Raw genomic sequence first — 21,941 nt, 5'->3', positions numbered from 1 at the left:
GCCTACTCTTTGATGTTGGCGGTTTCGACGATCTTCTTGTTGCGTGCGTACTCCGACTGCACGAACTTCCCGAACGCCTCCGGCGTTCCGCTGCCCGGCAAAGCGCCTTGCTCCGCCAGCTTGGCGCGCACGCCTTCCTCCTGCAGCACCGCATTCAGTTCCTGGTTGAGCCGCGCCACCACGGCCGGCGGCGTCTTCGCGGGCGCGAAGATGCCGGTCCAGCTCACCATGTCGTAGCCCTTGAGACCGGGCATCTCGTTGAAGGTGGGCACCTGCGCGAGCGCCGGCAGGCGCTGGCTGCCGGTGATGCCCAGGGCCTTCAGTCGCTTGCCGTTCACGTGCGGGATGGCGCTGGTGCTCACCAGCATCGCGAGGTCGACCTGGTCGCCGATCACGTCGGTGGCGATCTGCGCACCGCCGCGGTAGGGCACGTGGGTCACGAAGATGCCGCTGCGTTCCTTGAGCAGTTCCATCGCCAGCTGCAGCACGGTGCCCACGCCCGAGGTGGCGTAGTTGTAGTGGCCCGGCTGGGCCTTGGCGAGCTTCACGAAGTCGGCGTAGCTGCGCACGTCCAGGCCGGGGCGCGCCACCAGCACCATCGGCGCGGTATTGAGCAGGCCGACGGGTGCCAGGTCTTTCAGCGGATCGAAGCGGAAGGCCGAGGGGTTGACCAGCCGGCCGATGGCGATGGCGCTGTCGGGGCCGACCACCAGCGTGTAGCCGTCGGGTGCGGCGCTCACGGCCTTGGCCACGCCGATGGCGCCGCCCGCGCCGCTCACGTTCTCGATCACCACCGACTGCTTGAGCCGCTCGCCCAGGCGCTGCGCCACGAGGCGGGCGTTGACGTCCACGCTGCCGCCGGCCGTGTAGGGCACGATCAGCGTGAGGGGCTTGGCAGCAGGCCAGGCGGGCTGGGCGAAGGCGCCCGTGGGCAGGGCGGTGCAAAGCGCTGCGGCAGCGAGGATCAGGCGGCGGTTCGTGGTCATGGCGGGTTCATCCGGGGAAGGGAGTGGCGGAAGGCGTGGGTTCAGAGGCGAGGCGGGCGCGCAGCGCGTCGAAGTCGACGCTCCATTCGGCGCGCCACTGGCGGCGCTGTGTGTCGTCGATCCAGGCGCCGTCCAGGCCGTTGTGCATGAAGCCGCGCAGGTCGTCCAGGCCGAAGCCGAAGTCGCGCACCATCATCAGCCAGGCGCCCGTGGGCGTGACCTGGTGCAGCGTCGGGTCGTCGGTGTTCGGGTGGATGCGCAAGCCCAGGCCGGGCATGCGGCGGATCGGGTGGTCCAGCGCCCAGCGCTCGGGCGGCAACGTGCGCAGGTAGTACGAGTTGGTCGGCACGACAGTGAAGATCACGCCGCGGTCGGCGCACTGGCGCGCGAAGTCGGGCTGGTCGACCACCGTGTAGCCGTGGTCGATGCGGTCGACCTGCAGCAGCTCGAGCGCGGTGCGCACGTTGGTCCAGGGCATGCCGAACTCGCCGGCGTGCGCGGTGGTTTTCAGGCCGGCCTTCTTCGCATCGGCGTAGGCGCGGGCGAAAAGCTCGGGCGGCCGGTCGTTCTCGCGGTAGTCGATGCCGATGCCGATCACCTCGTCGCAGCGGTGGGTCTTGACCCACTCGACCATCTCCACGGCAGCCTCGGCGCTGGCCTCGCGGTCGATGGCGGCAATGAGCCGCCCGGTGATGCCGAACGCCTGCTGCGCGTCGTGGATCGCGCGGACGATGGCGCCCTGCGCCAGCGGGTAGGCGATGCCCGAGCCATGCACCGTGCCGGTCGGGTTCCAGAAGAACTCGGCATAGCGCACCTGGTGCGAGGCCGCGTCCTGCAGGTATTCGAGCGTGAGCTGGTACAGGTCGTCGGCGCTGCGCACCAGCTGGGCGTCGAGCGCGCGCAGCACGCGCAGCACGCCCACGGGCTTTTCGCCGCGCGTGTAGAAGCCGTCGATTTCCGCGTCGGCCAGCGGCGCGCCGGCGCGCTGGTTGAGCTGGCGGAAGGTGTCGTGGCGCACGGTGCCGAAGAGGTGGCAGTGCAGCTCCACCTTGGGAATCGCGCGCAGCATCGCTTCGAGCGTGAAAGGAGCGGCGGCGGGCGCAGGCGCGGCAAGGGTCATGCGGCGCAGTCTAGGCAGTGCGTGCTCATAAGGAAAATTTTGAATTTCTATAATTTGATTCATTGAATCGATAACCAGGACGCCCATGGCCGCCTTGCCCCTGCGTGCGCTCACGCTGCGCCAGCTGCAGTGTTTCTCGGTGCTGGTCGAGGAAGGGCACTTCGGCCGCGCGGCGCGCCGCCTCGCCATCACGCAGCCCGCGCTGAGCAACGCGATCAAGCAGATGGAAAAGCTGCTCGGCGCCGAGCTGCTGACCCGCTCCACCCACCGGCTCGAACTCACGCCGGTCGGGGCCGAGGTGCTGGCGCGCACCGATTTCCTGGTCCACACCTTCGAGGTGGCGCTGCGCGACATCGAAAGCACGGTGCAGCGCGGCCGGGCCTACGTGCGCGTGGGCGTGATCCCCTCGGCCAGCGCGCGCGTCGCGGCGGCGGCGGCCGGCTTCCTGCAGCAGCGCGCCGAGGTGGAACTGGCCTGGCGCGACGCGCCCTCCACGGTGCTGCTGGCCGAGCTGCGCAGCGGCCAGCTCGACATGGCCGTGGCCGCGATCACCGAACCGCCGGGTGGACTGACGTGCATCGACCTGTTCCGCGATCCGCTGGTGCTCGTGGTGCGCAGCGACCACGCGCTGGCGGCGGCCGGCGAGGCGCGCTGGGAGGCCATCGGCAGCGAACGCCTCGTGCTGTTCGAAAGCGGCAGCATGCCGGCGCTGGGCGACCCGGCGCGCGCGCAGTTCGCGCAGGGCGCGCAGCCGTACCGCGTGAGCTATTCCGAAACGCTCTACGCGCTGGTGCGCAGCGGGCAGGCGCTGGGGCTGATGCCGCGGCTGTACACCTCGTCGCTGCGCGACCCCGAGCTGGCCGTGGTGCCGCTGTCGGCGCCGCGCATCGAGCGGCGCGTGGTGCTGGCCTACCTGCCGGGGCCGATGCGCAACGTGGCGGCGCAGGAGCTCATCGGGTTTTTGCGCGAGCGGTTGCCGCAGGCTTAAGCGGTTTCCAACATCGCCATGCGCGTTTCGCTGCTGAAACGGTCCAGCGTCCAGCCTTCGCCGAGCATGAACATGCGCGTGTGCAGTTGCGACAGCGTGTCGCCGTCCACCTCGTCGCCGAGGTAGCTCAGCCGCTTCTCGCGCAGGTCGACGAAGCCCGTCGTGTAGTCGCGCCCCAGGCGCAGCCACAGCGCGTGCGCGCCTGGCGACTGGCGCGCGCCGCTCATCAGGCACATGCCGCTGCCCAGCGCCCAGCGGTACACGGCCGTGGCCAGCCCGCGCCGCTGGTAGGCGGGGTCGTACTGCGAATGCGGCGCGCGGATGTGGCGGTCGGCGCGGCGGTCGAGTTCGATCAGGCGGTTGAACACGGTGTAGCCGACCAGCCGCTGGTGGCGTACGTCCTCGATGTACACGTAGGTCTCGCCATCGGCCTCGCGAAAGCGCGCGCGCAGGTCGGGGTCGTCCAGGCGCAGCGCGGGCAGGTCCTGCACCCGGTCGCCCATGGCGCGCATGCGGTCGTACACGGGCGTCAGCGGTTCGCTCGGGCGGCCCTTCTTCGGATCGACGTCGATGCGCAGCTCGGCCGGGCTCTGGAAGCGGCGGCGCAGCGCGTCGAACGACAGCCAGGCGGGCCAGGGCGGCAGGGCAGGCGAAGGCGAAAAAGGAACGGAAGGGGAGCAGGCAAGAGCCACCACGGGGAAATCCTCACGACGAAACACGACGGCGAAGCGGGCGAGGTCCTTCCGCGCGGCACGGGGCCGGAGGCGGGAAGAAGGTCGGACGCTGGGGGAAGTGGTGCGTCGCCCGGGCGGATCAAAGCCAGGACGCGCGACCGCGCGGGGCGGGTGCCCGACGGTCGATGTGCGCTGAAGAAAAAAGGAGGCTGACCGCCGGGCTCAGGGATGTGCGAGGGTCTGCTGCGACCTCGCCGTCATCGCCGCGGGTGCGCGCACGCGCGCGTCGCCCGGGGCCGCAGAGGCCGCCGCGCGATCGAAACCGGGGATGAAAACCATGACGTTCATAGGGTCGATTGTAGGAAGCCGGGAGTGCTCGGGCAACCAAAGCCCCCGCGGTCTCTGCCAGATTGAACGCGGGTTGCGCTCAGTGCAGTTCGTCGGCCGCGTGGATCGTCTCGCGCACGCGCGGGTAGATCTGCGTGTTCCATTTGCTGCCGCTGAACACGCCGTAGTGCCCCACGCCGGCCTGCAGGTGGTGCGTCTTGAGGTACGGGCGGATGCCGCTGCACAGGTCTTGCGCGGCCACGGTCTGGCCGACCGCGCAGATGTCGTCGCGCTCGCCTTCCACCGTGAGCAGCGCGGTGCGCCGGATCGCTGCGGGGTTCACGGTGCGCCCGGCCACGGTGAGCACGCCGCGCGGCAGGTCGTAGGTCTGGAACACGCGCTCGACGGTCTCCAGGTAGAACTCGGCCGGCAGGTCGTTCACCGCCAGGTACTCGTCGTAGAAGTCGGCGATGGTGCGGGCCTTGTCGAGCTCGCCCTCGACCAGCAGGCGCTCCATGTCCTCGAACTGCTTCTTGTGGCGCTCGGGGTTCATGCTCATGAAGGCCGTGAGCTGCAGGAAGCCGGGGTACACGCGCCGCATCGCGCCCGCATGCGGCCACGGCACATGGCTGATGAGGTTGCGGCGGAACCAGTCGATGGGCCGGTCGGTCGCGAGCTTGTTCACGGCGGTCGGGTTGATGCGGCAATCGACCGGTCCCGCCATGAGCGTGAGGCTGCGCGGCGTGGCCGGGTGATCGTCTTCCGCCATGAGCGCGGTCGCGGCCAGCGCGGCCACGCAGGGCTGGCACACGGCGACCATGTGCGCGCCCGGGCCCACGGCCTCGACGAAGCGCATCAGCTGCAGCGTGTAGTCGTCCAGCCCGAAGCGGCCCTGCCACAGCGGCACGTCGCGCGCGTTGTGCCAGTCGGTCAGGTACACGTCGTGGTCGCGCAGCAGGGTGCGCACGGTTTCGCGCAGCAGCGTTGCGAAATGGCCCGACAGTGGTGCGACCAGCAGCACGCGCGGGTGCACCGCTTCGGTGTGTGCCTTGCGAAAGTGCAACAGCGTCCCGAAAGGCGAGACCAGCGCGGCCTCTTCGTGCACGGGCACGTCGGCGCCGTCGACCCCCACGCTGTCGATGCCGTAGGCCGGCCGCGTGTGGGTGAGCCGCATGCGCGAGAAGACCTCGCAGCGCGCGGCCATGCGCCGCAGCGCGGTGCGTTCGGTGCCGTCCTGCCAGAGGGCGCGGCCCAGGTACTGCGCGGTGAGTCGCCATGGCGAGAGCAGGTCGGCCTGGTTCTGGTAAGCGCGGTACAGCATGCCCCAGCTGCAGGCAAGTTGCGGGCCAACCGTGTGGCACGGCGCTTGCACACAGCACGCATCGTCCAAGGAGTGTCGCGATGGCCAAACCCGTTCTCACGATCAGCAGCAAGAACTACGGCGCCTGGGCGCTGCGCGGCTGGCTGATGTGCAGGCTCGCGGGGCTGGACTTCAGCGAGAAGGTCATCCCGCCCGACGACCCGGCCATGAAGGCCGAGATGCTGCTGCTGTCGTCGTCGATGCTGGTGCCCTCGCTGCAGCACGGCGGCATCAAGGTGTGGGACACGCTGGCCATCGGCGAGTACCTCAACGAGATCAAGCCCAAGGCCGGCCTGCTGCCCGCCGACGCCGCGGCGCGTGCGCACTGCCGCGCCATCTGCGGCGAGATGCACTCGGGCTTCGCCTCGATGCGCGGCGCGCTGCCGATGAACATCAAGGCCCGCTTCAAGAACTTCAAGGTGTGGTCGCGCGCGCAAGGCGACATCGACCGCATCGTCGCCATCTGGCGCGAGTGCCTGAAGGCCTACGGCGGGCCCTTCCTGTTCGGCAAGCAGCCCGGCATGGCCGACGCGATGTACGCGCCCGTGGTCACGCGCTTCCTGAGCTACGACGTGGCGCTGGACAGCGTGTGCGCCGCGTACTGCAAGCGCGTGATGGAGCTGCCCGCCATGAAGGAATGGGTGGCCGCCGCGCTGCAGGAGCCCGACGAGATCGACGAGCTCGACGCGGAGTTCTGACGCGGCTTCACGCGCTCGCGGGCGGCAGGCCGAGGCCGTCCTGCCGCAGCCGGCGCTCGATGCTTTGCGCGGCCTGCTGCAGATCGCCCAGGTGCGCCGCCACGATCTCGCGCTCGCTCTTCACCGCCGGCAGCCATGCGCAGCTGAGGCAGCCCACCACCTGCTCGCCCAGCCGCACCGGCACCGACACCGCGCCGAAGCGGTCGGGCGAATCGAGGCTGGTGGACGTGGGGTCGCGCGCCGCGTAGCCCTGGTCGCGCGCATGCGCCACCATGCGGCGGATGCTGTCGGGGCGCCGCGCGCCGCGGTCGAAGTCGTTCGGTGAACGCGCCAGTGCGGCAACGATTTCTCGCCGCTCGTCTTCGGGGCAGAACGCGAGGTAGCAGCGCCCGAGCGACGACAGCAGCATCGGCGGGCGAAAGCCCAGCGCGCGGTAGTTCACCGCGAGGCCGTTGCGCGGCCGGTCGGTGTCGAGGATCAGCATCGCCGTGCCGTCGCGCACGCCGAGGTCGATCGGCCACGGCACCAGCCGCTGCAGCGTGGCGCGCGGCGATGCGGCCAACGCCGTGAGCCGCGTGCGCCATGCCGCTGCAGCGCCCGACTGGCCGGTGGCCGAGGTGGGCACGTAGCGCTTCTCCAGCTCGTTGCGCTCCACCCATCCGGCCTGCTGCAGCGTCTTCAGGATGCGCAGCAGCGTGGCCTTCGACAGGCCGGTCTGCCGGTGCAGCTCCTGCAGCGTGACGGCCGACGAACGCTGGATGGCCAGCATCACGTCGAGCCCGCGGCGCAGGGCGTCGATCGACTTCACGCTGTGCGCACCACGGGTGTCCGACATGCCGCCTCCGAAGAAAAAAGGTTCACTCAGTGAAACTATATCTTCTGGCCGCGCGGCACCGTTCCTACAGTCCGACGACACCCCCACGTCGTCTCACCGAGAAGGAAAACGCAAGATGTTCCACCAACGAAACATGGTCCGTGCCGCTGCAGGAGCCATTCTTTTGCTGTGCGCCGCGACAGCGGCGCTGGCGCAATCGTGGCCCGCGAAGCCGATCACCCTGGTCGTCGCCTACCCGGCCGGCGGCGACACCGACGCCATCGCGCGCACCTACGCCGAGAAGCTCGCGCAGCGCCTGGGCCAGCCGGTGCTGGTCGACAACCGCCCCGGCGCGAGCGGCATGATCGGCAACGCCTGGGTCGCGAAGGCGCCGGCCGACGGCTACACGCTGCTCTTCACGCCCAGCACCTTCCCCATCGCGCAGCATGTGCTCAAGGCCGGCCCCGGCGTGGCGCACGACGTGGTGAAAGACTTCACCCCCATCGTCAAGACCGGCAACATCCCGGTGCTGATGGTCACGGCGCCCACGAGCGGCATCCAGACCGTGGCGCAGCTGGTGGCCGGAGCCAAGGCCGGCAAGGCCTTCACCTACGGCACGCCGGGCGCGGGCTCGCCGATGCACATCGCGGGCGAGCTCTTCAACAAGGACGCCGGCGTGGCCATTGCGCACGCGCCGTACCGCGGCGTGGCGCCGGTGGTCAACGACACGCTGGGCGGCCACGTGAGCGTGGGTTGGATCACGCCCGGCGCGGTGGCGGGCCACATCGCCGCCGGCAAGCTGGTGCCGCTGGCCGTGGCCGAGCGCCAGCGCACGAAGCTCATGCCCAACGTGCCCACCTTCCTGGAGCTGGGCTACCGCGACATGGACGTGAGCGCCTGGATGGGCCTGCTCGGGCCGAAAGCGATGCCGGCCGAGGTCGTGCAGACGCTCAACCGCCACGTCAACGAGATCCTGAAGATGCCCGACGTGCAGGCCCGCATGGCCGCGCTCGGCATCGAGCCCGTGGGCGGCGAGCCGGCCGTGCTGGCCCGCCAGATCGCCGACGACGACCAGCGCTTCGGCCGGCTGGTGCGCGAGTTCGGCATCCGCGCCGACTGACCCTACACACCCTCAGACAAGGAGACGATGCATGTTGAGCGAAGAAAAGAACCGCCTGCTGACCGAAGTGGGTCCGGGCAAGCCCATGGGCGACTACCTGCGCCGCTACTGGCACCCGATCGCCGGCGCCAGCGAGTTCGACGACAAGGCCGTGAAGCCGCTGCGCATCCTCGGCGAGGACCTCGTGCTCTACAAAGACCTGAGCGGCAACTACGGCCTCGTCGATCGCCGCTGCCCGCACCGCAACGCCGACATGTCGTACGGCTACGTCGAGAAGTGCGGCCTGCGCTGCAGCTACCACGGCTGGCAGTACGACACCAGCGGCCAGTGCATCCACCAGCCGTTTGAAGAAACGCTGGACCCCGACGCGCGCATGCGCAAGAACACGAAGATCAAGGCCTACCCCGTGCAGGAAAAGGCCGGCCTGCTGTGGGCCTACATGGGCCCGCAGCCCGCGCCGCTGCTGCCCGACTGGGAGCTCTTCAACTGCAAGAACGGTTTCGCGCAGGCCGTGTTCGCCGAGATTCCCTGCAACTGGTTCCAGTGCCAGGAGAACTCCATCGACCCCGTGCATTTCGAGTGGACGCACAACAACTGGACCACGCGCCTGCAGGGCGACGAAGGCCCCTACGTGCCCACGCACCTCAAGCTCGCCTTCGAGGAGTTCGAGCACGGCTTCGTCTACAAGCGCCTGCGCGGCGGCGAGCGCGAAGACAACGTGATGTGGACCACCGGCCGCGTCACGCTGTGGCCCAACGGCTTTTTCCTCGGCCACCACTTCGAATGGCGCGTGCCCATCGACGACCACCACACGCTGAGCGTGCTGTGGGTGCTCAGCCGCGTGCCCACCGAGCAGGAGCCCTATGTGCAGGAACGCATTCCCTCGTGGTACGGCCCCATCAAGGACCCGGCCACGGGCCGCTGGATCACCAGCCACGTCGCCAACCAGGACTTCGTGGTGTGGGTGGGGCAGGGCACCGTGACCGACCGCACGCGCGAGAAGCTGGGCCAGAGCGACAAGGGCATCGTGATGATGCGCCGGCGCTTCTTCGAAGAACTCGAGTCGATGCAGTCCGACCCGGCGCACGAGCCCAAGGGCCTGATCCGCGACCCCGAAAGGAACCGCGACGTGTACCTGCCCTCGGCCTGCCGCGACGAGATGCTGCACGGCCTGTCGCGCGAGGAGCTGGCGGCGCATCCGCTGCTGGGCCCGTACCTGAAGGACTTCTTCGGGCAGGCCGGGCAGCCTGACGACGTGCGCGCGGCGTATGAGGCGGCCATCGGCCAGAAGGTCGAAGGGGCACAGTTCTTCAAGGTCCACGGCGGCACATCGGACGCCGAGGTGGAAACGCAAGAGGCTGCGTAACGCACGCCGCGATCCGGGTCTTTGCGCCGGGGCTCGCCTCGACGCGAACCGCGTGTGAACATCCCATTTCGGGAGCACACGCCGTGAAGTTTCGTGATCGCACACACGCCGGCCGCCAGCTCGCTGCGTTGCTGCAGCGGCGCGGCGGTTTTCCGGATGCCGTGGTGCTGGCACTGCCGCGCGGCGGCGTGCCGGTAGCCTTCGAGGTGGCCCGCGCGCTGCGGCTGCCGCTCGACGTGCTGGTGGTCCGCAAGCTGGGCCTGCTCGAACAACCCGAGTACGCCTTCGGCGCGCTCGCAGGCGACGGCGTGCCCGAGATCGACGAACACCTGGTGCGCACGCTGGACCTGCGTCCTTCGGAGATCGATGCCGTGGTCCGTGCTGAACTCGCCGAGTTGGCGCGCCGCACGCAGGTCTATCGCGGTGATCGCCCGGCGTGCGAGGTGCAAGGCCGCACGGTGCTCGTGATCGACGACGGGCTCGCCACCGGTGCCACCATGCGCGCGGCCATTCGCGGGCTGCGGCGGCAGAACGCCGGCAGCGTGATCGCCGCCGTGCCCGTGGCGTCGCCCGAGGCCTGCGAGGCCTTGCAGCGCGAAGCCGACGACGTGCTGTGCGTGCGCTGCCCCACGGTGTTCCGGGCGGTCGGCGCCTGGTATGAAGACTTCTCGCAGACGACGGATGAGGAGGTCTGCGCGCTGCTGGCGCAGGCCTAGCGCCTGAACATCCGCAGGTCGAGCGCGCTCTCTTCGCCCAGCCACATCGCATGGGCTGTGTGGTCCGCGAAGTCGTCGCCGGTCACGCCATGCACGAAGATGTCCAGGCCGTTGCGGTTGGCGTCGAGCCAGCCGATGACTTCGTCGAACTCGGCGGCGTCGAAGGCGAGCTGGCAGCTCCAGTGCGGGTGCGGGCCGACCAGGCGTTCGTGCACCCGGCCCACCACCACCATCAGCTCGCGGCCGGCGCGCTCGCTGAGTTCGCGCGCCTGCGCCAGCGTGGCGGGGGCGAAGTAGATGTGGGCGTGGTACTGGGCGTAGAGGTTTTCGGGGCGGCGCGGCATGGTGGGCTCATTGTGAACCGAGGCGGAAGCGTCCGCTGTAGCGAAACACATCGCCGAACCAGCGGTGGCGCAGCAGCATCTTCATCGTGAAGTGGTCGGGGTCGGACGGATCGGGCCGTTCCTCGACGTAGGCGGTGCCGAGCAAGAGGCCCAGCGGCAGCGGAATGCGCAGCCCCGCGAGGCGCCAGATGTAGCCCCTGTCGCGGAACACGAGCGCACCGTCTTCCGCGCTCACCGCCAGGCGCATGCCGATGCCGAAGCGCGCGTATTCGATCACCTCGCTGCCTTGCGCCGCGTCGTGTTCCATGTGCGAGCGGAAATGAAAAGGCGGCCTGTTCGGAAAGTGGAAGACGCGGTCCCAGTAGAGGTGGGCGTTGTCGGGGTGGCAGCGGTAGTGCACCTCGATCGGCACCTGGGTACCCTGGTGCGGAACCAGCGCGCCGAACAGCCGGCCGAAGGGCATCAGCAGCGCGGCCCAGGGGGCGTGCCAGACCTCGCTCATCGTGCCGCGCACGCACACGTAATCGTCGGAAAACGGCGCCATCGTGTAGTGCCGGCGAATCACGTCGCCGAGCTGGCCCCACGCGGGGCCGAGCGCCTGCTGGAAGACGGGTGGCGCGCTCATCCCGCCACCGCCTGGGTGGCTTCGCTGCGCGCCTTGTAGAAGCGCAGGATGTTCTCGGAGGCGTCGCCAAGCAGGAACCGCATGACCGGGTCCGCATACCAGTTGAAGCGCGTGCTCAGCCGCCACGACACCGCGACGCGCAGCTCGGTGCCGCCGTCGCGCGGGGTCAGGGTGTAGGTGGCGTCGCGCAGGTCGAAATACTGGCCGCCGATCATCACGTGGTCGTCGAGCGCGCCGGCGGGAAAGGAGTCGGGCGTGAAGCGGAAGCGCCACTTCAGCAGGCGATCGGGCTGCCACTCGGTGACGACCTCTTCGAAGCGCACGTTCTTCTGCCATTGCACCTGGCGCACGCGGCCCTCGGGCGTGTCGACGGTCACGCCCGACACCGGCATCGGCACGCCGACGCGGTAGGCCCACGCGTCGCCGACTTCGCTGGGGCGGATGTCGCGTGCGGCGTTGAGCTCGTGCCACACGCGCTCGGCCGGCGCCGCGATGAAGAGCGTGCGCGAAGTGTTCGAGAACTGGTCGGGGTTGGGCCATTGCGGCTCGATGCCGCCGAGCAGCAGCGGCACCAGGGCGACGCTGTACAGCGCGGGCTTCGGCCAGTTGGTGATGCGGCACACGATGCCCATGGCCAGCCCGCCGACGCTGCCCATCACCGCGAACAGCGGCACGATGAAGGCGGCGCAGATGATGCCCTCGATGAACACCATCAGCGTGCCGCCGACGAACAGCGCGGTGGCCACCCACGGCGCCCAGAGGTAGTAGCCCCAGCTGCGCCGTTCGATGCGCTCGGCCAGGTACACCGTGACCGCGCCGCACGCCGCGGGCGCGAAATAGACGAAGGAGCCCAGCATGGCCGAGAAGGGCTCGCCGGGGCCGCCGCCGAAGACGATGCGCAGCACGAACGCGATCGCCGCGCCGGCGAACATGGGCCAGAACCAGCCGAAGGGCATGCCGCGCACGGGCTTTTGGGGCGGCACGTCGTCGTTAGCTGGCAGGTCGGCGAGTTTGCTTTCTTCGGGCTCGGTGCGCATGGAAATCTCTTCTCCTCTTTTTGTGATGTCTCAGCTGGCGCTGCGCCGGGCCGTCACCATGGCGTAGTCGAAGTCGCGCCAGAACATGCCCAGCGCGAGCGCGCAGTAGCTGGCCACGATGTGCTTGCGGCGCCAGGGGCTGAGCCTGCCGCGCGCCTTCCACAGTTCGGCCAGCGTGAAGCGCGTGGCCAGCACGGGGATGTGCAGCGCGCTCGGCGCCACGCGCCAGCGCAGCGAGGTGAACTCGACGTCCTCGAAGCCGTGGGCGCGCAGCGCGGCCGTGAAGTCGTCGCGCACAGCCAGCGTGGGCACGGCCCAGCTGTCGGCCCACAGGCGGTGCAGCCAGCCCGCGAGGCGGCCCGGCCGGCGGCGCAGCAGGAAGCCGTCGACCACCACCAGCCGCGCACCGGGCTTGAGCAGCCGCGCGGCCTCGCGCACGAAGTCGGCCTTGGCGGTGCCCTCGGCGTAGCAGGCGCTCTCGAGCGCCCAGGCACCGTCGGCCTGGGCGGCGGGCAGGCCGGTGCGCGTGTAGTCGGCCTCGACGTGCGCGACGCGGTCGGCCACGCCGGCCCGGGCGTCGAGCCGCGCGGCGATGCCGTTCTGCACCGGCACGTTGGTCACCGTGACCGCATGCAGCGCGGGGTCGTCGCCGACCAGCGTGCGCGAGGTGGCGCCGGCGCCGCAGCCCAGGTCGACCACGCAGCGCGGGGCATGGGTGGTGGTGTCGAGTTGCAGTGCGCGGCCGACGGTGCGGTTCATCTCGATCAGCATGCCCTCGCGCCGCAGCGGGTTCAGGCCCAGGCGCCAGAAGCCGAAGTGCATGTTGTAGCTGGGGCTCCAGGCGCGGTAGTCGTCGGCGACCTCGGTGAAATAGTCCTGCGTGTCCTCGCGGCTCACGTGGCCTTCGACGGCAGGCGGCGCGGGCCGCGCGGTGCCGGGCAGGCGGAAGTCGGCCTGGAAGACGTCGGGCATCGAAAACTCCTTCGGACGTGAGCGGGTGGTGTGTGACAGCGTGAGTGGTTTTTTAGAGCTTGCAGTGGTCGTCGGCGCAGGTGGCCGGCGCGATCGCACCGTGCCCCGCGAGCCGCAGGACCAGCCAGCGCGGCAGCCGGTAGCGGTTGCGCGCCAGCACCGCATACGCGCGGTCGGCCAGCCGGCCGACCACCGGCAGGTCGAGCACCGCGCCGCCGGCCGGCAGGCCCACGGCCGCGCGGCAGGCGCGGATGGCGTCGACGCCCACGCGCAGCCGGCCTGCGGCATCGACCGCGTGCAGCGAGCGCATCAGCACCTCGCGCGGTGCCGGGCCGTTTGCGAAACCGATGGGCGAGCAGTCGACCAGGCGCAGTCGCTTCGCAGCGTCGCGCGCCTGCATGGCGCCCATCTCGGCCGTGCACAGCGGGCAGGTGGCGTCGAAGTAGACGGTGAGCGGATAGGTGGCGGGGGCGAAGCGGGTCATGGTGCTTTTGGTTCTCGATATTTCAGTCAAAACAGAAATAAGAAGGCAAAAAAAAGGACGCGGCCTTTCTCAGATCATGGGCAGGCTGGCGTGGTGCGCGTCGGGGTCGTCGCCCTTGCCGGCGCCAGGAGGGGCGGGGGGCGGTGCGCTGTCGCCGCGCACGAACTTCTGCACGCTGGCGCCGAGCGTGAGCACCTTGTCGAGCGTGCCGGGCGACAGCCGCAGCATTTCGTCGGCCCAGGTGGCGAGCTTGGTCATGAGGTCCATGGTGGAGCGGATGCGGTCTTGTGCATCGGGCGGCTCCTTCTGGAAGTCGGGGCTGGCGACGATCTCGCGCAGCACGCGGATGGTGGGGTCGAACTCGCGCTCCTTGCGCTCGCGCACCACGGTGCGGAACAGCTCCCACACGTCGACGCTGGTCTCGAAGTAGTCGCGCCGGTCGCCCAGCGTGTGGGTGACGCGCACGAGGTTCCAGGCCTGCAGTTCCTTCAGGCTGTTGCTGACGTTGGAGCGGGCCACGCCCAGCGTTTCCGACAGCTCTTCGGCGTGCATCGGCTTGCCGTGCGCGAAGAGCAGGGCGTGGATCTGCGAGACCGTGCGGTTCACGCCCCACATGGAGCCCATCTCGCCCCAGTGCAGGACGAACTTGCGTTGAATGTCGGTGAGTTCCATGGCGTCGAGTTTAGGAATTCCTGAATTTCTGTCAAGACAGAAACAAAAAACTCAGCATCTCGGGATCAAAAGTGAAATACTGTATGAATAAACAGTTATTCGACTTGTTTCCTGTTTCCTTCCAAGGACTCGCCATGCCCGCCGCCCAGGTTCCCATCCACATCATCAAGGGCCGAGGCGCGGCCACGCGGCTCGTGCACCGGTTCTCCAAAGACGAACGCGACGCCTTCGACGACGGCTGGGGCACGCTGGAAGACGGCGAAGCCGAGGCCGCCGGGTTGCTGCCGCTGGCCACCGAGGTGCGCTTCGAGGACGTGAAGTCGGTGCTCAGCAGCAACGAGTCGCCCGACATCCCCTTCGACCGCTCGCTCAACCCGTACCGCGGCTGCGAGCACGGCTGCATCTACTGCTTTGCGCGGCCCACGCACAGCTACCTCAACCTCTCGCCCGGCCTCGACTTCGAGACCAAGCTCATCGCCAAGCGCAACCTCGTCGAGGTGCTGCGCGCCGAGCTCGGACGCAAGGGCTACCGCCCCAGCAACCTCGCCATCGGCACCGCCACCGACTGCTACCAGCCCATCGAGCGCGAGCTGCGGCTCACGCGCGGCGTGATCGAGCTGCTGAGCGAAGTGCGGCATCCGTTCGCGCTGGTCACCAAGTCGAGCGCGGTCGAGCGCGACCTCGACCTGATCGCGCCCATGGCCGCCGACCGGCTCGCGGCCGTGTACGTGACCGTGACCACGCTCGACGGCGAACTGGCGCGCAAGCTCGAGCCGCGCGCCGCCGCGCCGCACCGGCGGCTGCGCACCATCCGCACCCTGGCCGAGGCCGGCGTGCCGGTGGGCGTGAGCGTGGCGCCGCAGATTCCTTTCATCACCGAAGACATGGAGCAGGTGCTCGAAGCTGCCTGGGAGGCCGGCGCGCGCAGTGCCTTCTACACCGTGGTGCGGCTGCCGTGGGAGGTGGCGCCGCTCTTCAAGGAATGGCTCGAGCTGCATTACCCGCAGCGCGCCGAGCGCGTGATGGCGCGCATCCACGAGATGCGCGGCGGCAAGGACTACGACGCCGACTTCGCCACGCGCATGAAGGGCAGCGGCCTGTGGGCCGATCTGATCCACCAGCGCTTCCAGAAAGCGACACACCGGCTGGGCTTCAACCGCGAGCGGATCGCGCTGGACACCGGGGCATTCCGCCCGCCCGGCGCCGTGGGGCAGGGGAGCCTGTTCTGAACACCGCGCCGACGCGGTAGATTCGTGGCCGTGCCGGCTTCGGCACGCATTCGGCATCGGCTGCTTCAAACAAGGTCAAAGGCGCGCATGAACAGGGTCTGGCTCGTGGTGATGGGGGTTTCGGGCTGCGGCAAGTCCAGCATGGGCGCGGCGCTGGCCACGGCGTTCGGGCTGCCGCTGATCGAGGGCGACGACCACCATCCGCCCGCCAACGTCGACAAGATGAGCCGCGGCATCGCGCTCACCGACGCCGACCGCGCCGGCTGGCTGGCCACGCTGGGCCGCGCCCTGGCCGATGCGCCGCAGGGCGCCGTCATGACCTGCTCCGCGCTCAAGCGCAGCTACCGCGACCAGTTGCGCGCCGCCGCGCCGGGCCTGCGCTTCGTGTTCATGCAGATCGACCGCGCCGAAGCCGAGCGCCGCGTGGCCGCGCGCGCGGGTGCTGGCTTGCACATGTTCCCGGCCAGCCTCGTGGCCAACCAGTTCGCCACGCTCGAATCGCCGGTGGGTGAGGCCGGCGTGCTGGCGGTGGATGCGACGGCGCCGCTGGCGCAGTCGGTCGGCGTGGTGCGCGACTGGCTGGCCGACGCCGGCTGAAGGGCGAGCGCCTTCCTTATTCGATGACTTCCGGCCAGTCCGTGTGGAAGAACTGGCCCTCCGGCTTGTCGACACGCTCGTACGTGTGCGCCCCGAAGAAATCGCGCTGCGCCTGCAGCAGGTTCGCGCTCAGACGCGCCGTGCGGTAGCTGTCGTAGTAGGCCAGCGACGCGCTGAAGGCCGGCACCGGGATGCCGTTACTGACCGCCAGCGCCACCACCTCGCGCCAGTTCTGCTGCGTGCGGTTCAGCAGGTCTTGAAAGAACGGGTCGAGCATCAGGTTGCCCAGCGCCGGGTCGCGGCGGAAGGCGTCGGTGATGCGGTTCAGGAAGCGCGCGCGGATGATGCAGCCGCCGCGCCAGATCGAGGCGATGCCGCCCAGGTCGAGCTGCCAGCCCTTCTTCTCGCCCATGGTCTGGATCAGGTCGAAGCCCTGCGTGTAGCTGATGACCTTCGAGGCATAGAGCGCGTCGTGCACCTTGGCCACCAGCGCCTTTTTCTCCAGCGACAGTGCGATCTTCGGCCCCTGCAGCAGCTGGCTGGCCGCCACGCGCTGCTTCTTCTGCGACGACAGCACGCGCGCCTCGACCGCGGCATTGATGGTGCTGATGACCACCGCGTTCTCGGCAGCGTTCAGCAGCGTCCACTGGCCCGTGCCTTTCTGGCCGGCCTTGTCCAGGATGAGGTCGACCACCGGCTGGCCGGTTTCCGGGTCTTTCTGCTCGAGCGCCTTGGCGGTGATCTGGATCAGGTAGCTCTGCAGCTCGCCCTCGTTCCATTCGTTGAAGATCGCGGCCATCTCGTCGGTCGTGAAGCCGGCCGCCTTGAACAGGCTGTAGGCCTCGCAGATCAGCTGCATGTCGCCGTACTCGATGCCGTTGTGCACCATCTTCACGTAGTGGCCCGCGCCGCCCGGGCCGATGTGAATGACGCAGGGCTCGCCGTCCACCTTGGCCGCGATGCTCTCGAAGATCGGCTTCATCACCTCCCAGGTCGACGCCGGGCCGCCCGGCATGATCGACGGCCCCTTGCGCGCGCCTTCCTCGCCGCCCGACACGCCCGCGCCGATGAAGCGCAGGCCCTTGGCTGCAAGGTAGGCGTCGCGCCGTTCCGTGTCGGTGTACAGGCTGTTGCCGCCGTCGATGACGATGTCGTCCTTGTCGAGCAGGGGAATGAGCTGCTCGATCACCTGGTCGACCGGCGCGCCGGCCTTGACCATGATCTGGATCTTGCGGGGCTTGGCCAGGCTCTGGACGAACTCTTCGAGCGTCTTCGCGCCCACCAGCTGCTTGCCGGGGTGGGCGGCAATGAAGGCCTCGGTGGTGGCCTCGGTGCGGTTGTAGACGCTGACCTGGAAGCCGCGGCTTTCCACGTTCAGCACCAGGTTCTGCCCCATCACGGCCAGGCCGATCAATCCGAAATCGCTTTGCTTGCTCATGTGTGCCGGGCCCTTCGTGCGTGTGCGGTGGATGAAGCGGGCCATTGTGCCGGGCACCCGCGCGCCGCGGCGTCGGAGGGCGTCTATACCCGCTTGGCAAACGGGCCCGGGCTGGCTATGTTGGCGGGATGACTTCCGCCGCCATGCCCGCAGCCCCTGCTGCGATCCACACCTGGTCGACCGACACCGTGCCGCCGCCGCAGCGGCTGGACTACTGGATCGGCGCGGTCTGCGAAGGCTTTCTCGAGATGGACGTGACCAGCCCGCTGGCCGGCCGCTTCGGTGCCTCGCTCGAATCCGCGCCGCTCGGGCCGCTGCACGTGAACCGGGTGCGCGGCAGCGCGCAGGACGTGTACCGCACGCGCCGCGCCATCGCCCACAGCCGCCACAACTTCTACTACCTGCTGTGCAAGGCCGACTCGCCCTGGGTCGCGGTGCAGGAAGAGCGCTCGGCGCGCCTGCTGCCCGGCGACGCGGTGCTGGTCGATTCACGGCGCTGCTACGCCTTCCACCTGCAGCAGTCGGCCGACACGGTGTCGATCGAGCTGCCGACCGCGTGGGTCGAGTCGTGGCTGCCCGACGCCGGCGACCACGTGGCGCGCCGCATCGATGGCCACAGCGGCTGGGGCGCGGCACTCAGCGGCTTCGCGCAGGCGCTGTCGCCCGAGGTGGCCCTGCGGCCGCCGCTGCCGGCGGCGCTGCTGGCCGACCAGCTCGGCGGCCTGCTGGCCCTGGCGCTTGGCCCGGGAGGCGGTGGGGCGATGCCCGACCCGTGCGGCCGCGCCGCCTTGCGCCAGCGCGTGCTCGACGCCACCCGCGAGCGCCATGCCGAGCCGGGCCTCACGGCCGCGGCCGTGGCGCAGGGGCTCGGCATCTCGGAGCGCAGCCTGCACCGCTGCCTGGCCGAAGGCGGTGGGGCAGGGCACAGCGCCACCACCTTCGCCAATGCACTGGCCGCCTGCCGCATGCAGGTGGCGCAGCGCATGCTGGCCGATGCGCGCTTCGACCGCCTGAGCGTGGCGCAGATCGGCCTGCGCGTCGGGCTGGCCGACGCCTCGCACTTCGTGCGCCTGTGCCGCCGGCACCTGGGCGGCACGCCGGGCGCGCTGCGGCAGTCGCGCGACTGAGCGGCGGCTAGGCCCCGAACCAGTCGCGCGCCGAGCGACCCTGGTCCGGCCCCAGCATCGAGAAGCCGCCGTCGACCGGGATGTCCGCACCGGTGACGAAGCGCGCCGCGTCCGAGCACAGGAACAGCACCACCTGCGCCACGTCGTCGCCGTCGCCCACGCGGCCCAGCGGGTGCATCGGCGCGCCGACGCGGTCGGCGCGTGCGCGGTCGCCGTTCGTCATGCGCGACAGCGCGTCCGACCAGGTCCAGCCCGGCGATACCGAGTTCACCCGCACGCCCCGGGGCGCCAGCGTGGCGGCCTGGTTGCGCGTGAGCTGCAGGATGGCGGCCTTGGCCGCGGGGTACAGCGCGCGGCCCGCCGCGCCGAACTTGCCGCCGACGCTGCCCATGTTCACGATGGCGCCGCCGTGCGCGGCCAGCGCGTCGGCGGTCTTCTGCACCAGCATCGCGCCGGAGACGAGGTTGACGTTCAGCGCGCCCAGCCAGTCGGCGCGCGCGGCATCCAGGCCAGCGTCGCCGTAGACCACGGCGTTGTTGATGAGAAAGTCGATGCGGCCTTCGGTGCGAAGCGTGCCGGCCACGAGCGCATCGAGCGCGTCGTCCGAGGCGATGTCGCAGGCGACGAAGCGGCAGCCCGCGCCCACATCGGCCGCCAAGGCGGCGCCACGCGCCGTGTCGATGTCGACCGCCACCACGCGCGCGCCGGCCTGCACGAAGGCACGCACGATGGCGCTCCCCAGCAACGCGGCGGCGCCGGTCACGATCGCGACCTTGCCTTGCAGCGTCGTCATGGCCGGCCTCCCATCTGCGCGACGGCGTCGTCCACGCGCACCACGTCCGCGAGCATCGCCAGGGTTTCCAGGCTTGCCGCCTGCAGGTGCGCCTGCGCAGTGCTGCAGGCGTCGGCCACCACGGCCACGTCGTAGCCCAGGTCGCTCGCGTGGCGCGCGCCGTGTTCGACGACGTGGTTGGTCGCGATGCCGGCCACGTACAGGCGACTGGCACCGGTGGCACGCACGGCGTCTTCGAGCCCGCTGGCCCAGAAGGGGTTGTTGCGCTTGTGGGTGACGACGGCCTCGCCTGGCCGCGGCGCGAGCTCGTCGTAGAAGCCCGCGCCCCAGCTGCCTTCCTGCACCGCGCCGCTCTCGGCCACGCGGCGGAACAGCGTGCAGTTGCGCAGGCAGTCCGCGTAGTCGGGCGCGAAGGCGATGCGCACGAAGATCACCGGCACGCCGTTCGCGCGCGCCCCGGCGATGAGCCGCGCGGCCGAGGCGATGAGGCGCGGGCGCGCCGGGTCGTCGGCGGCCACGCCCACGCGCACCTTGCCGTCGATGTGCAGCACGTCGTTCTGGTAGTGCATCGCCAGCAACGCGGCCTTCACAGGAACACCTGCAGGGCTTCGTGCGGCGCGTCGCAGTTGACGAGGTCGACGCGCTTGGTCTGGATGCGCCAGCCGTCGTCGGCGCGGCGCAGCGTGTGCAGCACGCTGCCGCCGAAGGTGCGCTGCTCGGTCTTGCGCCACTCCAGCAGCAGGAAGGTCGAGCGCACGGTGCAGCCCGCGTCGTCGCGTGATTCGAGCGCGATGTTGCCCAGCACGTGCACGGTGCGCGTGGGCGGCTGCTGCGAATAGGCGCGGGCCTGCTCGAGCCGCCGCGCGCGCATCGAGCGCAGCAGGGCGTCCTCGCAGAACAGCGAGGCGTGGTTCAGGTGGTCGGCCTGGCCGTGCACCAGCGGCACCCAGTACAGGCCGTCGGGCGTGAAGAGCTTCTGCCATTCGTCCCAGCGGTGCTCGTCGAGCAGGCGCGCCTCGTGGTGCAGGAACTGCGTGAGGTCCTGCTGTTCGTTCCAGTCGCGGAAGTTCATTCGGCGCTCCCGGTCTGTTCGTTCGTCTTGACACCCGTGTCGACGCCCATGTAGCCGGCCCACGCCGCGAACATGTTGCGCGAGGGCATCTCGCTGTTGCCGTTGGACGCGCGTCCGCCCGGCAGCGGCTGGTCGCGCCCGGCGGCGCGGTGCATGCTCACCCAGTCGCCGCCGTCGGAGCCCAGGCCTTCCTGCACGCGGTTGTAGGCCTCCAGGTCGTCGGGCATCACGTTCGACGAGGGCGAGTTGACGATGTTGGTGTACTTGAGCGTGCGCTGGAAGGTGGCTTCGGGTGCGCCCTTGAGCCGGAAGCTGAAGATCTCGACCAGCGTGCGGTCCACCGACAGCGGGCGGATCACGCGGATCTGCTGGAACGAGGTGTGCGGCGAGCAGCTCGGGTAGACGATGGTGTTGTGCCGGTTCACGCGCAGGATCGCGTCGGCCTCTTCGGCGCCCTTCGCGGCTTCAAGCGAGGCCACGTAGGCCAGGCTCACCGGGTCGGTCGGCGGCACGAAGATGCCTTCCATGAAGCCGTGGCCGTGGTCGTAGCCCTTGAGCTCCAGCTTCTCCCAGAACTCCAGCGGCTCGCCGTTGCCGTCGACGATCACCACTTCGAAGGGCTTGGGCGTGCCGGCCGGCATGGCCTCGTGCTCTTCCTTGGCCGCGCGCCACGACGACTCGTGCGTGGCCACGGCGTGGATGGTGTCGTGCAGGTTCTCGAAGAAGATCTTCCAGTTGTTGCGCTGGATCACGCGCTGAACGCCGCCGGCCACTTCCACTTCGCCCTCCGGGGCGCGGTCGCAGAAGTTGTCGAGCGACGTGGCCACGCCGCCCAGGAACTCCTTCAGCTCGGGTCCGTCTTCCGACAGGCTGGCGAACACGAAGCCGCGGTGCGAAGCTACGCGCGCCACCTTGCGCACGCCGTACTGCGGGTCCTTCAGGTCGAGCGCAGTGCATTCGTAGCCGCTGCGCAGCGGCACCGACAGCAGGCTGCCGTCGCACTTGAAGGTCCAGCCGTGGTACAGGCAGCGCAGGAACTTGCCGGCGCTGCCGCTGCCGTCGGGCACGAGCTTGGCGCCCTTGTGCGGGCAGCGGTTGAACATCACGTGCACCTGGCCGTCGGTGTGCCGCACCATCACCACGGGCTCGCGGCCCAGGCGGGTGGTGAAGTAGTCGCCGGGCTTGGGCACCTGGCTTTCGTGGCCGATGTAGATCCAGGCTTGGCCGAACACGCGGTCCATCTCCAGCTCGAAGATGGCGGGGTCGGTGTAGACGCGCTTGTGCACGCGGTCGGGCTGCACGAGCGACTGGATGTCGATCGGGCTTGTCGCCGCGATGGGGATGATGGGGATCACGGAATTCATCGGGTGGGTCTCCTGAAA

General features: G+C 69.8%; 24 protein-coding genes. 8 read left to right on the top strand and 16 right to left on the bottom strand.

Translation table 11 applies throughout. The annotated features are described in order from the left end of the window. Positions 1–2: 2 nt before the first annotated feature. Positions 3–986, bottom strand: coding sequence for a Bug family tripartite tricarboxylate transporter substrate binding protein (locus tag AC07XP_RS18680; RefSeq protein WP_495265525.1), 984 nt, complete (start codon positions 984–986; stop codon positions 3–5). Between the two features lie 7 nt (positions 987–993). Further along, positions 994–2,106: an adenosine deaminase family protein gene (locus AC07XP_RS18675; RefSeq protein ID WP_495265524.1), complete on the bottom strand. Its 1,113-nt coding sequence runs from the start codon at positions 2,104–2,106 to the stop codon at positions 994–996. 85 nt (positions 2,107–2,191) lie between these two features. Here AC07XP_RS18675 and AC07XP_RS18670 point away from each other — a divergent pair, with 85 nt between their 5' ends. Then, positions 2,192–3,094, top strand: coding sequence for a LysR family transcriptional regulator (locus AC07XP_RS18670; RefSeq protein WP_495265523.1), 903 nt, complete (start codon positions 2,192–2,194; stop codon positions 3,092–3,094). Here the strand turns inward: AC07XP_RS18670 and AC07XP_RS18665 are convergent. Continuing rightward, entirely contained in the window at positions 3,091–3,789 is a 699-nt protein-coding gene (locus AC07XP_RS18665) for an N-acetyltransferase (RefSeq protein WP_495265522.1), read from the bottom strand. The two genes, AC07XP_RS18670 and AC07XP_RS18665, sit on opposite strands and share 4 nt — an antisense overlap. A 406-nt stretch (positions 3,790–4,195) precedes the next feature. Next, positions 4,196–5,416 carry a polyhydroxyalkanoate depolymerase gene (locus AC07XP_RS18660; protein ID WP_495265521.1) on the bottom strand — a complete coding sequence of 407 codons (1,221 nt, stop codon included), beginning with the start codon at positions 5,414–5,416 and terminating at the stop codon, positions 4,196–4,198. 80 nt (positions 5,417–5,496) lie between these two features. Here AC07XP_RS18660 and AC07XP_RS18655 point away from each other — a divergent pair, with 80 nt between their 5' ends. Next, a complete protein-coding gene (locus tag AC07XP_RS18655; protein ID WP_062476661.1) occupies positions 5,497–6,153 on the top strand; it encodes a glutathione S-transferase in 657 nt (218 codons plus the stop codon). Between the two features lie 7 nt (positions 6,154–6,160). Here AC07XP_RS18655 and AC07XP_RS18650 read toward each other — a convergent pair whose 3' ends face one another. Continuing rightward, positions 6,161–6,988, bottom strand: coding sequence for a helix-turn-helix domain-containing protein (locus AC07XP_RS18650; protein ID WP_495265520.1), 828 nt, complete (start codon positions 6,986–6,988; stop codon positions 6,161–6,163). Positions 6,989–7,103: 115 nt separating this feature from the next. On the opposite strand from AC07XP_RS18650, the gene AC07XP_RS18645 reads away from it, so the two are divergent. From AC07XP_RS18645 to AC07XP_RS18635, 3 genes are all read left to right on the top strand, one after another. Continuing rightward, positions 7,104–8,087, top strand: coding sequence for a tripartite tricarboxylate transporter substrate binding protein (locus tag AC07XP_RS18645; RefSeq protein ID WP_492695041.1), 984 nt, complete (start codon positions 7,104–7,106; stop codon positions 8,085–8,087). 31 nt (positions 8,088–8,118) lie between these two features. Next, on the top strand, positions 8,119–9,453 hold the full coding sequence (locus tag AC07XP_RS18640; protein WP_495265519.1) for a Rieske 2Fe-2S domain-containing protein: 1,335 nt from the start codon (positions 8,119–8,121) through the stop codon (positions 9,451–9,453). An 83-nt stretch (positions 9,454–9,536) separates the two neighbouring features. Then, on the top strand, positions 9,537–10,169 hold the full coding sequence (locus AC07XP_RS18635) for a phosphoribosyltransferase (protein WP_495265518.1): 633 nt from the start codon (positions 9,537–9,539) through the stop codon (positions 10,167–10,169). On the opposite strand, the gene AC07XP_RS18630 is transcribed toward AC07XP_RS18635, so the two are convergent. The 6 genes from AC07XP_RS18630 to AC07XP_RS18605 form a co-directional block, all read right to left on the bottom strand. Then, a complete protein-coding gene (locus AC07XP_RS18630) occupies positions 10,166–10,513 on the bottom strand; it encodes a DOPA 4,5-dioxygenase family protein (protein WP_070059711.1) in 348 nt (115 codons plus the stop codon). The genes AC07XP_RS18635 and AC07XP_RS18630 overlap by 4 nt on opposite strands. A 7-nt stretch (positions 10,514–10,520) precedes the next feature. After that, positions 10,521–11,138, bottom strand: a complete 618-nt coding sequence (locus AC07XP_RS18625; protein ID WP_495265517.1) for a DUF4166 domain-containing protein — start codon at positions 11,136–11,138, stop codon at positions 10,521–10,523. Continuing rightward, a complete protein-coding gene (locus AC07XP_RS18620; protein ID WP_495265516.1) occupies positions 11,135–12,175 on the bottom strand; it encodes an SRPBCC family protein in 1,041 nt (346 codons plus the stop codon). Before AC07XP_RS18620 ends, AC07XP_RS18625 begins: the two co-directional genes overlap by 4 nt. A 30-nt stretch (positions 12,176–12,205) precedes the next feature. After that, positions 12,206–13,147, bottom strand: a complete 942-nt coding sequence (locus AC07XP_RS18615) for an SAM-dependent methyltransferase (RefSeq protein WP_495265515.1) — start codon at positions 13,145–13,147, stop codon at positions 12,206–12,208. A gap of 52 nt (positions 13,148–13,199) precedes the next feature. Beyond that, positions 13,200–13,631: a thiol-disulfide oxidoreductase DCC family protein gene (locus AC07XP_RS18610; RefSeq protein WP_492741425.1), complete on the bottom strand. Its 432-nt coding sequence runs from the start codon at positions 13,629–13,631 to the stop codon at positions 13,200–13,202. Positions 13,632–13,700: 69 nt separating this feature from the next. Beyond that, complete coding sequence (locus tag AC07XP_RS18605; protein WP_062476691.1) at positions 13,701–14,303, bottom strand: GbsR/MarR family transcriptional regulator; 603 nt, start codon at positions 14,301–14,303, stop codon at positions 13,701–13,703. A gap of 134 nt (positions 14,304–14,437) precedes the next feature. On the opposite strand from AC07XP_RS18605, the gene AC07XP_RS18600 reads away from it, so the two are divergent. Together AC07XP_RS18600 and AC07XP_RS18595 are read left to right on the top strand one after the other, a co-directional pair. Beyond that, positions 14,438–15,532 (top strand): PA0069 family radical SAM protein, encoded by a 1,095-nt coding sequence (locus AC07XP_RS18600; RefSeq protein WP_495265514.1) that lies wholly within the window; start codon positions 14,438–14,440, stop codon positions 15,530–15,532. Positions 15,533–15,619: 87 nt separating this feature from the next. Next, complete coding sequence (locus tag AC07XP_RS18595; RefSeq protein ID WP_240531376.1) at positions 15,620–16,129, top strand: gluconokinase; 510 nt, start codon at positions 15,620–15,622, stop codon at positions 16,127–16,129. A 16-nt stretch (positions 16,130–16,145) separates the two neighbouring features. Here the strand turns inward: AC07XP_RS18595 and gnd are convergent, their stop codons facing one another. Continuing rightward, the gene (gene gnd / locus AC07XP_RS18590) at positions 16,146–17,567 is read right to left on the bottom strand and encodes a decarboxylating NADP(+)-dependent phosphogluconate dehydrogenase (RefSeq protein WP_495265513.1); all 1,422 of its coding nucleotides are present in this window, start codon (positions 17,565–17,567) and stop codon (positions 16,146–16,148) included. Positions 17,568–17,695: 128 nt separating this feature from the next. Here gnd and AC07XP_RS18585 point away from each other — a divergent pair, with 128 nt between their 5' ends. Further along, complete coding sequence (locus AC07XP_RS18585) at positions 17,696–18,694, top strand: AraC-like ligand-binding domain-containing protein (RefSeq protein WP_495265512.1); 999 nt, start codon at positions 17,696–17,698, stop codon at positions 18,692–18,694. Between the two features lie 7 nt (positions 18,695–18,701). On the opposite strand, the gene AC07XP_RS18580 is transcribed toward AC07XP_RS18585, so the two are convergent. From AC07XP_RS18580 to AC07XP_RS18565, 4 genes are read right to left on the bottom strand one after another with little or no spacing between them, the layout of a single operon-like run. Further along, positions 18,702–19,487 (bottom strand): SDR family oxidoreductase, encoded by a 786-nt coding sequence (locus AC07XP_RS18580; protein ID WP_492695068.1) that lies wholly within the window; start codon positions 19,485–19,487, stop codon positions 18,702–18,704. Continuing rightward, entirely contained in the window at positions 19,484–20,077 is a 594-nt protein-coding gene (locus AC07XP_RS18575) for a cysteine hydrolase family protein (RefSeq protein ID WP_495265511.1), read from the bottom strand. Before AC07XP_RS18575 ends, AC07XP_RS18580 begins: the two co-directional genes overlap by 4 nt. Next, positions 20,074–20,559: an aromatic-ring-hydroxylating dioxygenase subunit beta gene (locus AC07XP_RS18570; RefSeq protein WP_354347311.1), complete on the bottom strand. Its 486-nt coding sequence runs from the start codon at positions 20,557–20,559 to the stop codon at positions 20,074–20,076. Before AC07XP_RS18570 ends, AC07XP_RS18575 begins: the two co-directional genes overlap by 4 nt. Beyond that, positions 20,556–21,923, bottom strand: coding sequence for an aromatic ring-hydroxylating dioxygenase subunit alpha (locus tag AC07XP_RS18565; protein WP_495265510.1), 1,368 nt, complete (start codon positions 21,921–21,923; stop codon positions 20,556–20,558). Before AC07XP_RS18565 ends, AC07XP_RS18570 begins: the two co-directional genes overlap by 4 nt. Between the last annotated feature and the right edge of the window lie 18 nt (positions 21,924–21,941).

The sequence above is a fragment of the Variovorax sp. GW531-E2 genome, from assembly GCF_059423125.1.
The sequence above is the reverse complement of the archived record's forward strand: the minus strand, read 5'-3'. Positions and strand labels throughout refer to the sequence as shown.

Bases quoted from the DNA above. Each gene is read 5' to 3' on its own strand.
- AC07XP_RS18605 (WP_062476691.1), bottom strand. From the start codon at position 14,303: ATGGAACTCACCGACATTCAACGCAAGTTCGTCCTGCACTGGGGCGAG.
- AC07XP_RS18570 (WP_354347311.1), bottom strand. From the start codon at position 20,559: ATGAACTTCCGCGACTGGAACGAACAGCAGGACCTCACGCAGTTCCTG.
- AC07XP_RS18670 (WP_495265523.1), top strand. From the start codon at position 2,192: ATGGCCGCCTTGCCCCTGCGTGCGCTCACGCTGCGCCAGCTGCAGTGT.
- AC07XP_RS18585 (WP_495265512.1), top strand. From the start codon at position 17,696: ATGACTTCCGCCGCCATGCCCGCAGCCCCTGCTGCGATCCACACCTGG.
- AC07XP_RS18610 (WP_492741425.1), bottom strand. From the start codon at position 13,631: ATGACCCGCTTCGCCCCCGCCACCTATCCGCTCACCGTCTACTTCGAC.
- AC07XP_RS18645 (WP_492695041.1), top strand. From the start codon at position 7,104: ATGTTCCACCAACGAAACATGGTCCGTGCCGCTGCAGGAGCCATTCTT.
- AC07XP_RS18580 (WP_492695068.1), bottom strand. From the start codon at position 19,487: ATGACGACGCTGCAAGGCAAGGTCGCGATCGTGACCGGCGCCGCCGCG.
- AC07XP_RS18595 (WP_240531376.1), top strand. From the start codon at position 15,620: ATGAACAGGGTCTGGCTCGTGGTGATGGGGGTTTCGGGCTGCGGCAAG.
- AC07XP_RS18565 (WP_495265510.1), bottom strand. From the start codon at position 21,923: ATGAATTCCGTGATCCCCATCATCCCCATCGCGGCGACAAGCCCGATC.
- AC07XP_RS18600 (WP_495265514.1), top strand. From the start codon at position 14,438: ATGCCCGCCGCCCAGGTTCCCATCCACATCATCAAGGGCCGAGGCGCG.
- AC07XP_RS18675 (WP_495265524.1), bottom strand. From the start codon at position 2,106: ATGACCCTTGCCGCGCCTGCGCCCGCCGCCGCTCCTTTCACGCTCGAA.
- gnd (WP_495265513.1), bottom strand. From the start codon at position 17,567: ATGAGCAAGCAAAGCGATTTCGGATTGATCGGCCTGGCCGTGATGGGG.
- AC07XP_RS18655 (WP_062476661.1), top strand. From the start codon at position 5,497: ATGGCCAAACCCGTTCTCACGATCAGCAGCAAGAACTACGGCGCCTGG.
- AC07XP_RS18615 (WP_495265515.1), bottom strand. From the start codon at position 13,147: ATGCCCGACGTCTTCCAGGCCGACTTCCGCCTGCCCGGCACCGCGCGG.
- AC07XP_RS18625 (WP_495265517.1), bottom strand. From the start codon at position 11,138: ATGAGCGCGCCACCCGTCTTCCAGCAGGCGCTCGGCCCCGCGTGGGGC.
- AC07XP_RS18620 (WP_495265516.1), bottom strand. From the start codon at position 12,175: ATGCGCACCGAGCCCGAAGAAAGCAAACTCGCCGACCTGCCAGCTAAC.
- AC07XP_RS18630 (WP_070059711.1), bottom strand. From the start codon at position 10,513: ATGCCGCGCCGCCCCGAAAACCTCTACGCCCAGTACCACGCCCACATC.
- AC07XP_RS18640 (WP_495265519.1), top strand. From the start codon at position 8,119: ATGTTGAGCGAAGAAAAGAACCGCCTGCTGACCGAAGTGGGTCCGGGC.
- AC07XP_RS18650 (WP_495265520.1), bottom strand. From the start codon at position 6,988: ATGTCGGACACCCGTGGTGCGCACAGCGTGAAGTCGATCGACGCCCTG.
- AC07XP_RS18680 (WP_495265525.1), bottom strand. From the start codon at position 986: ATGACCACGAACCGCCGCCTGATCCTCGCTGCCGCAGCGCTTTGCACC.
- AC07XP_RS18660 (WP_495265521.1), bottom strand. From the start codon at position 5,416: ATGCTGTACCGCGCTTACCAGAACCAGGCCGACCTGCTCTCGCCATGG.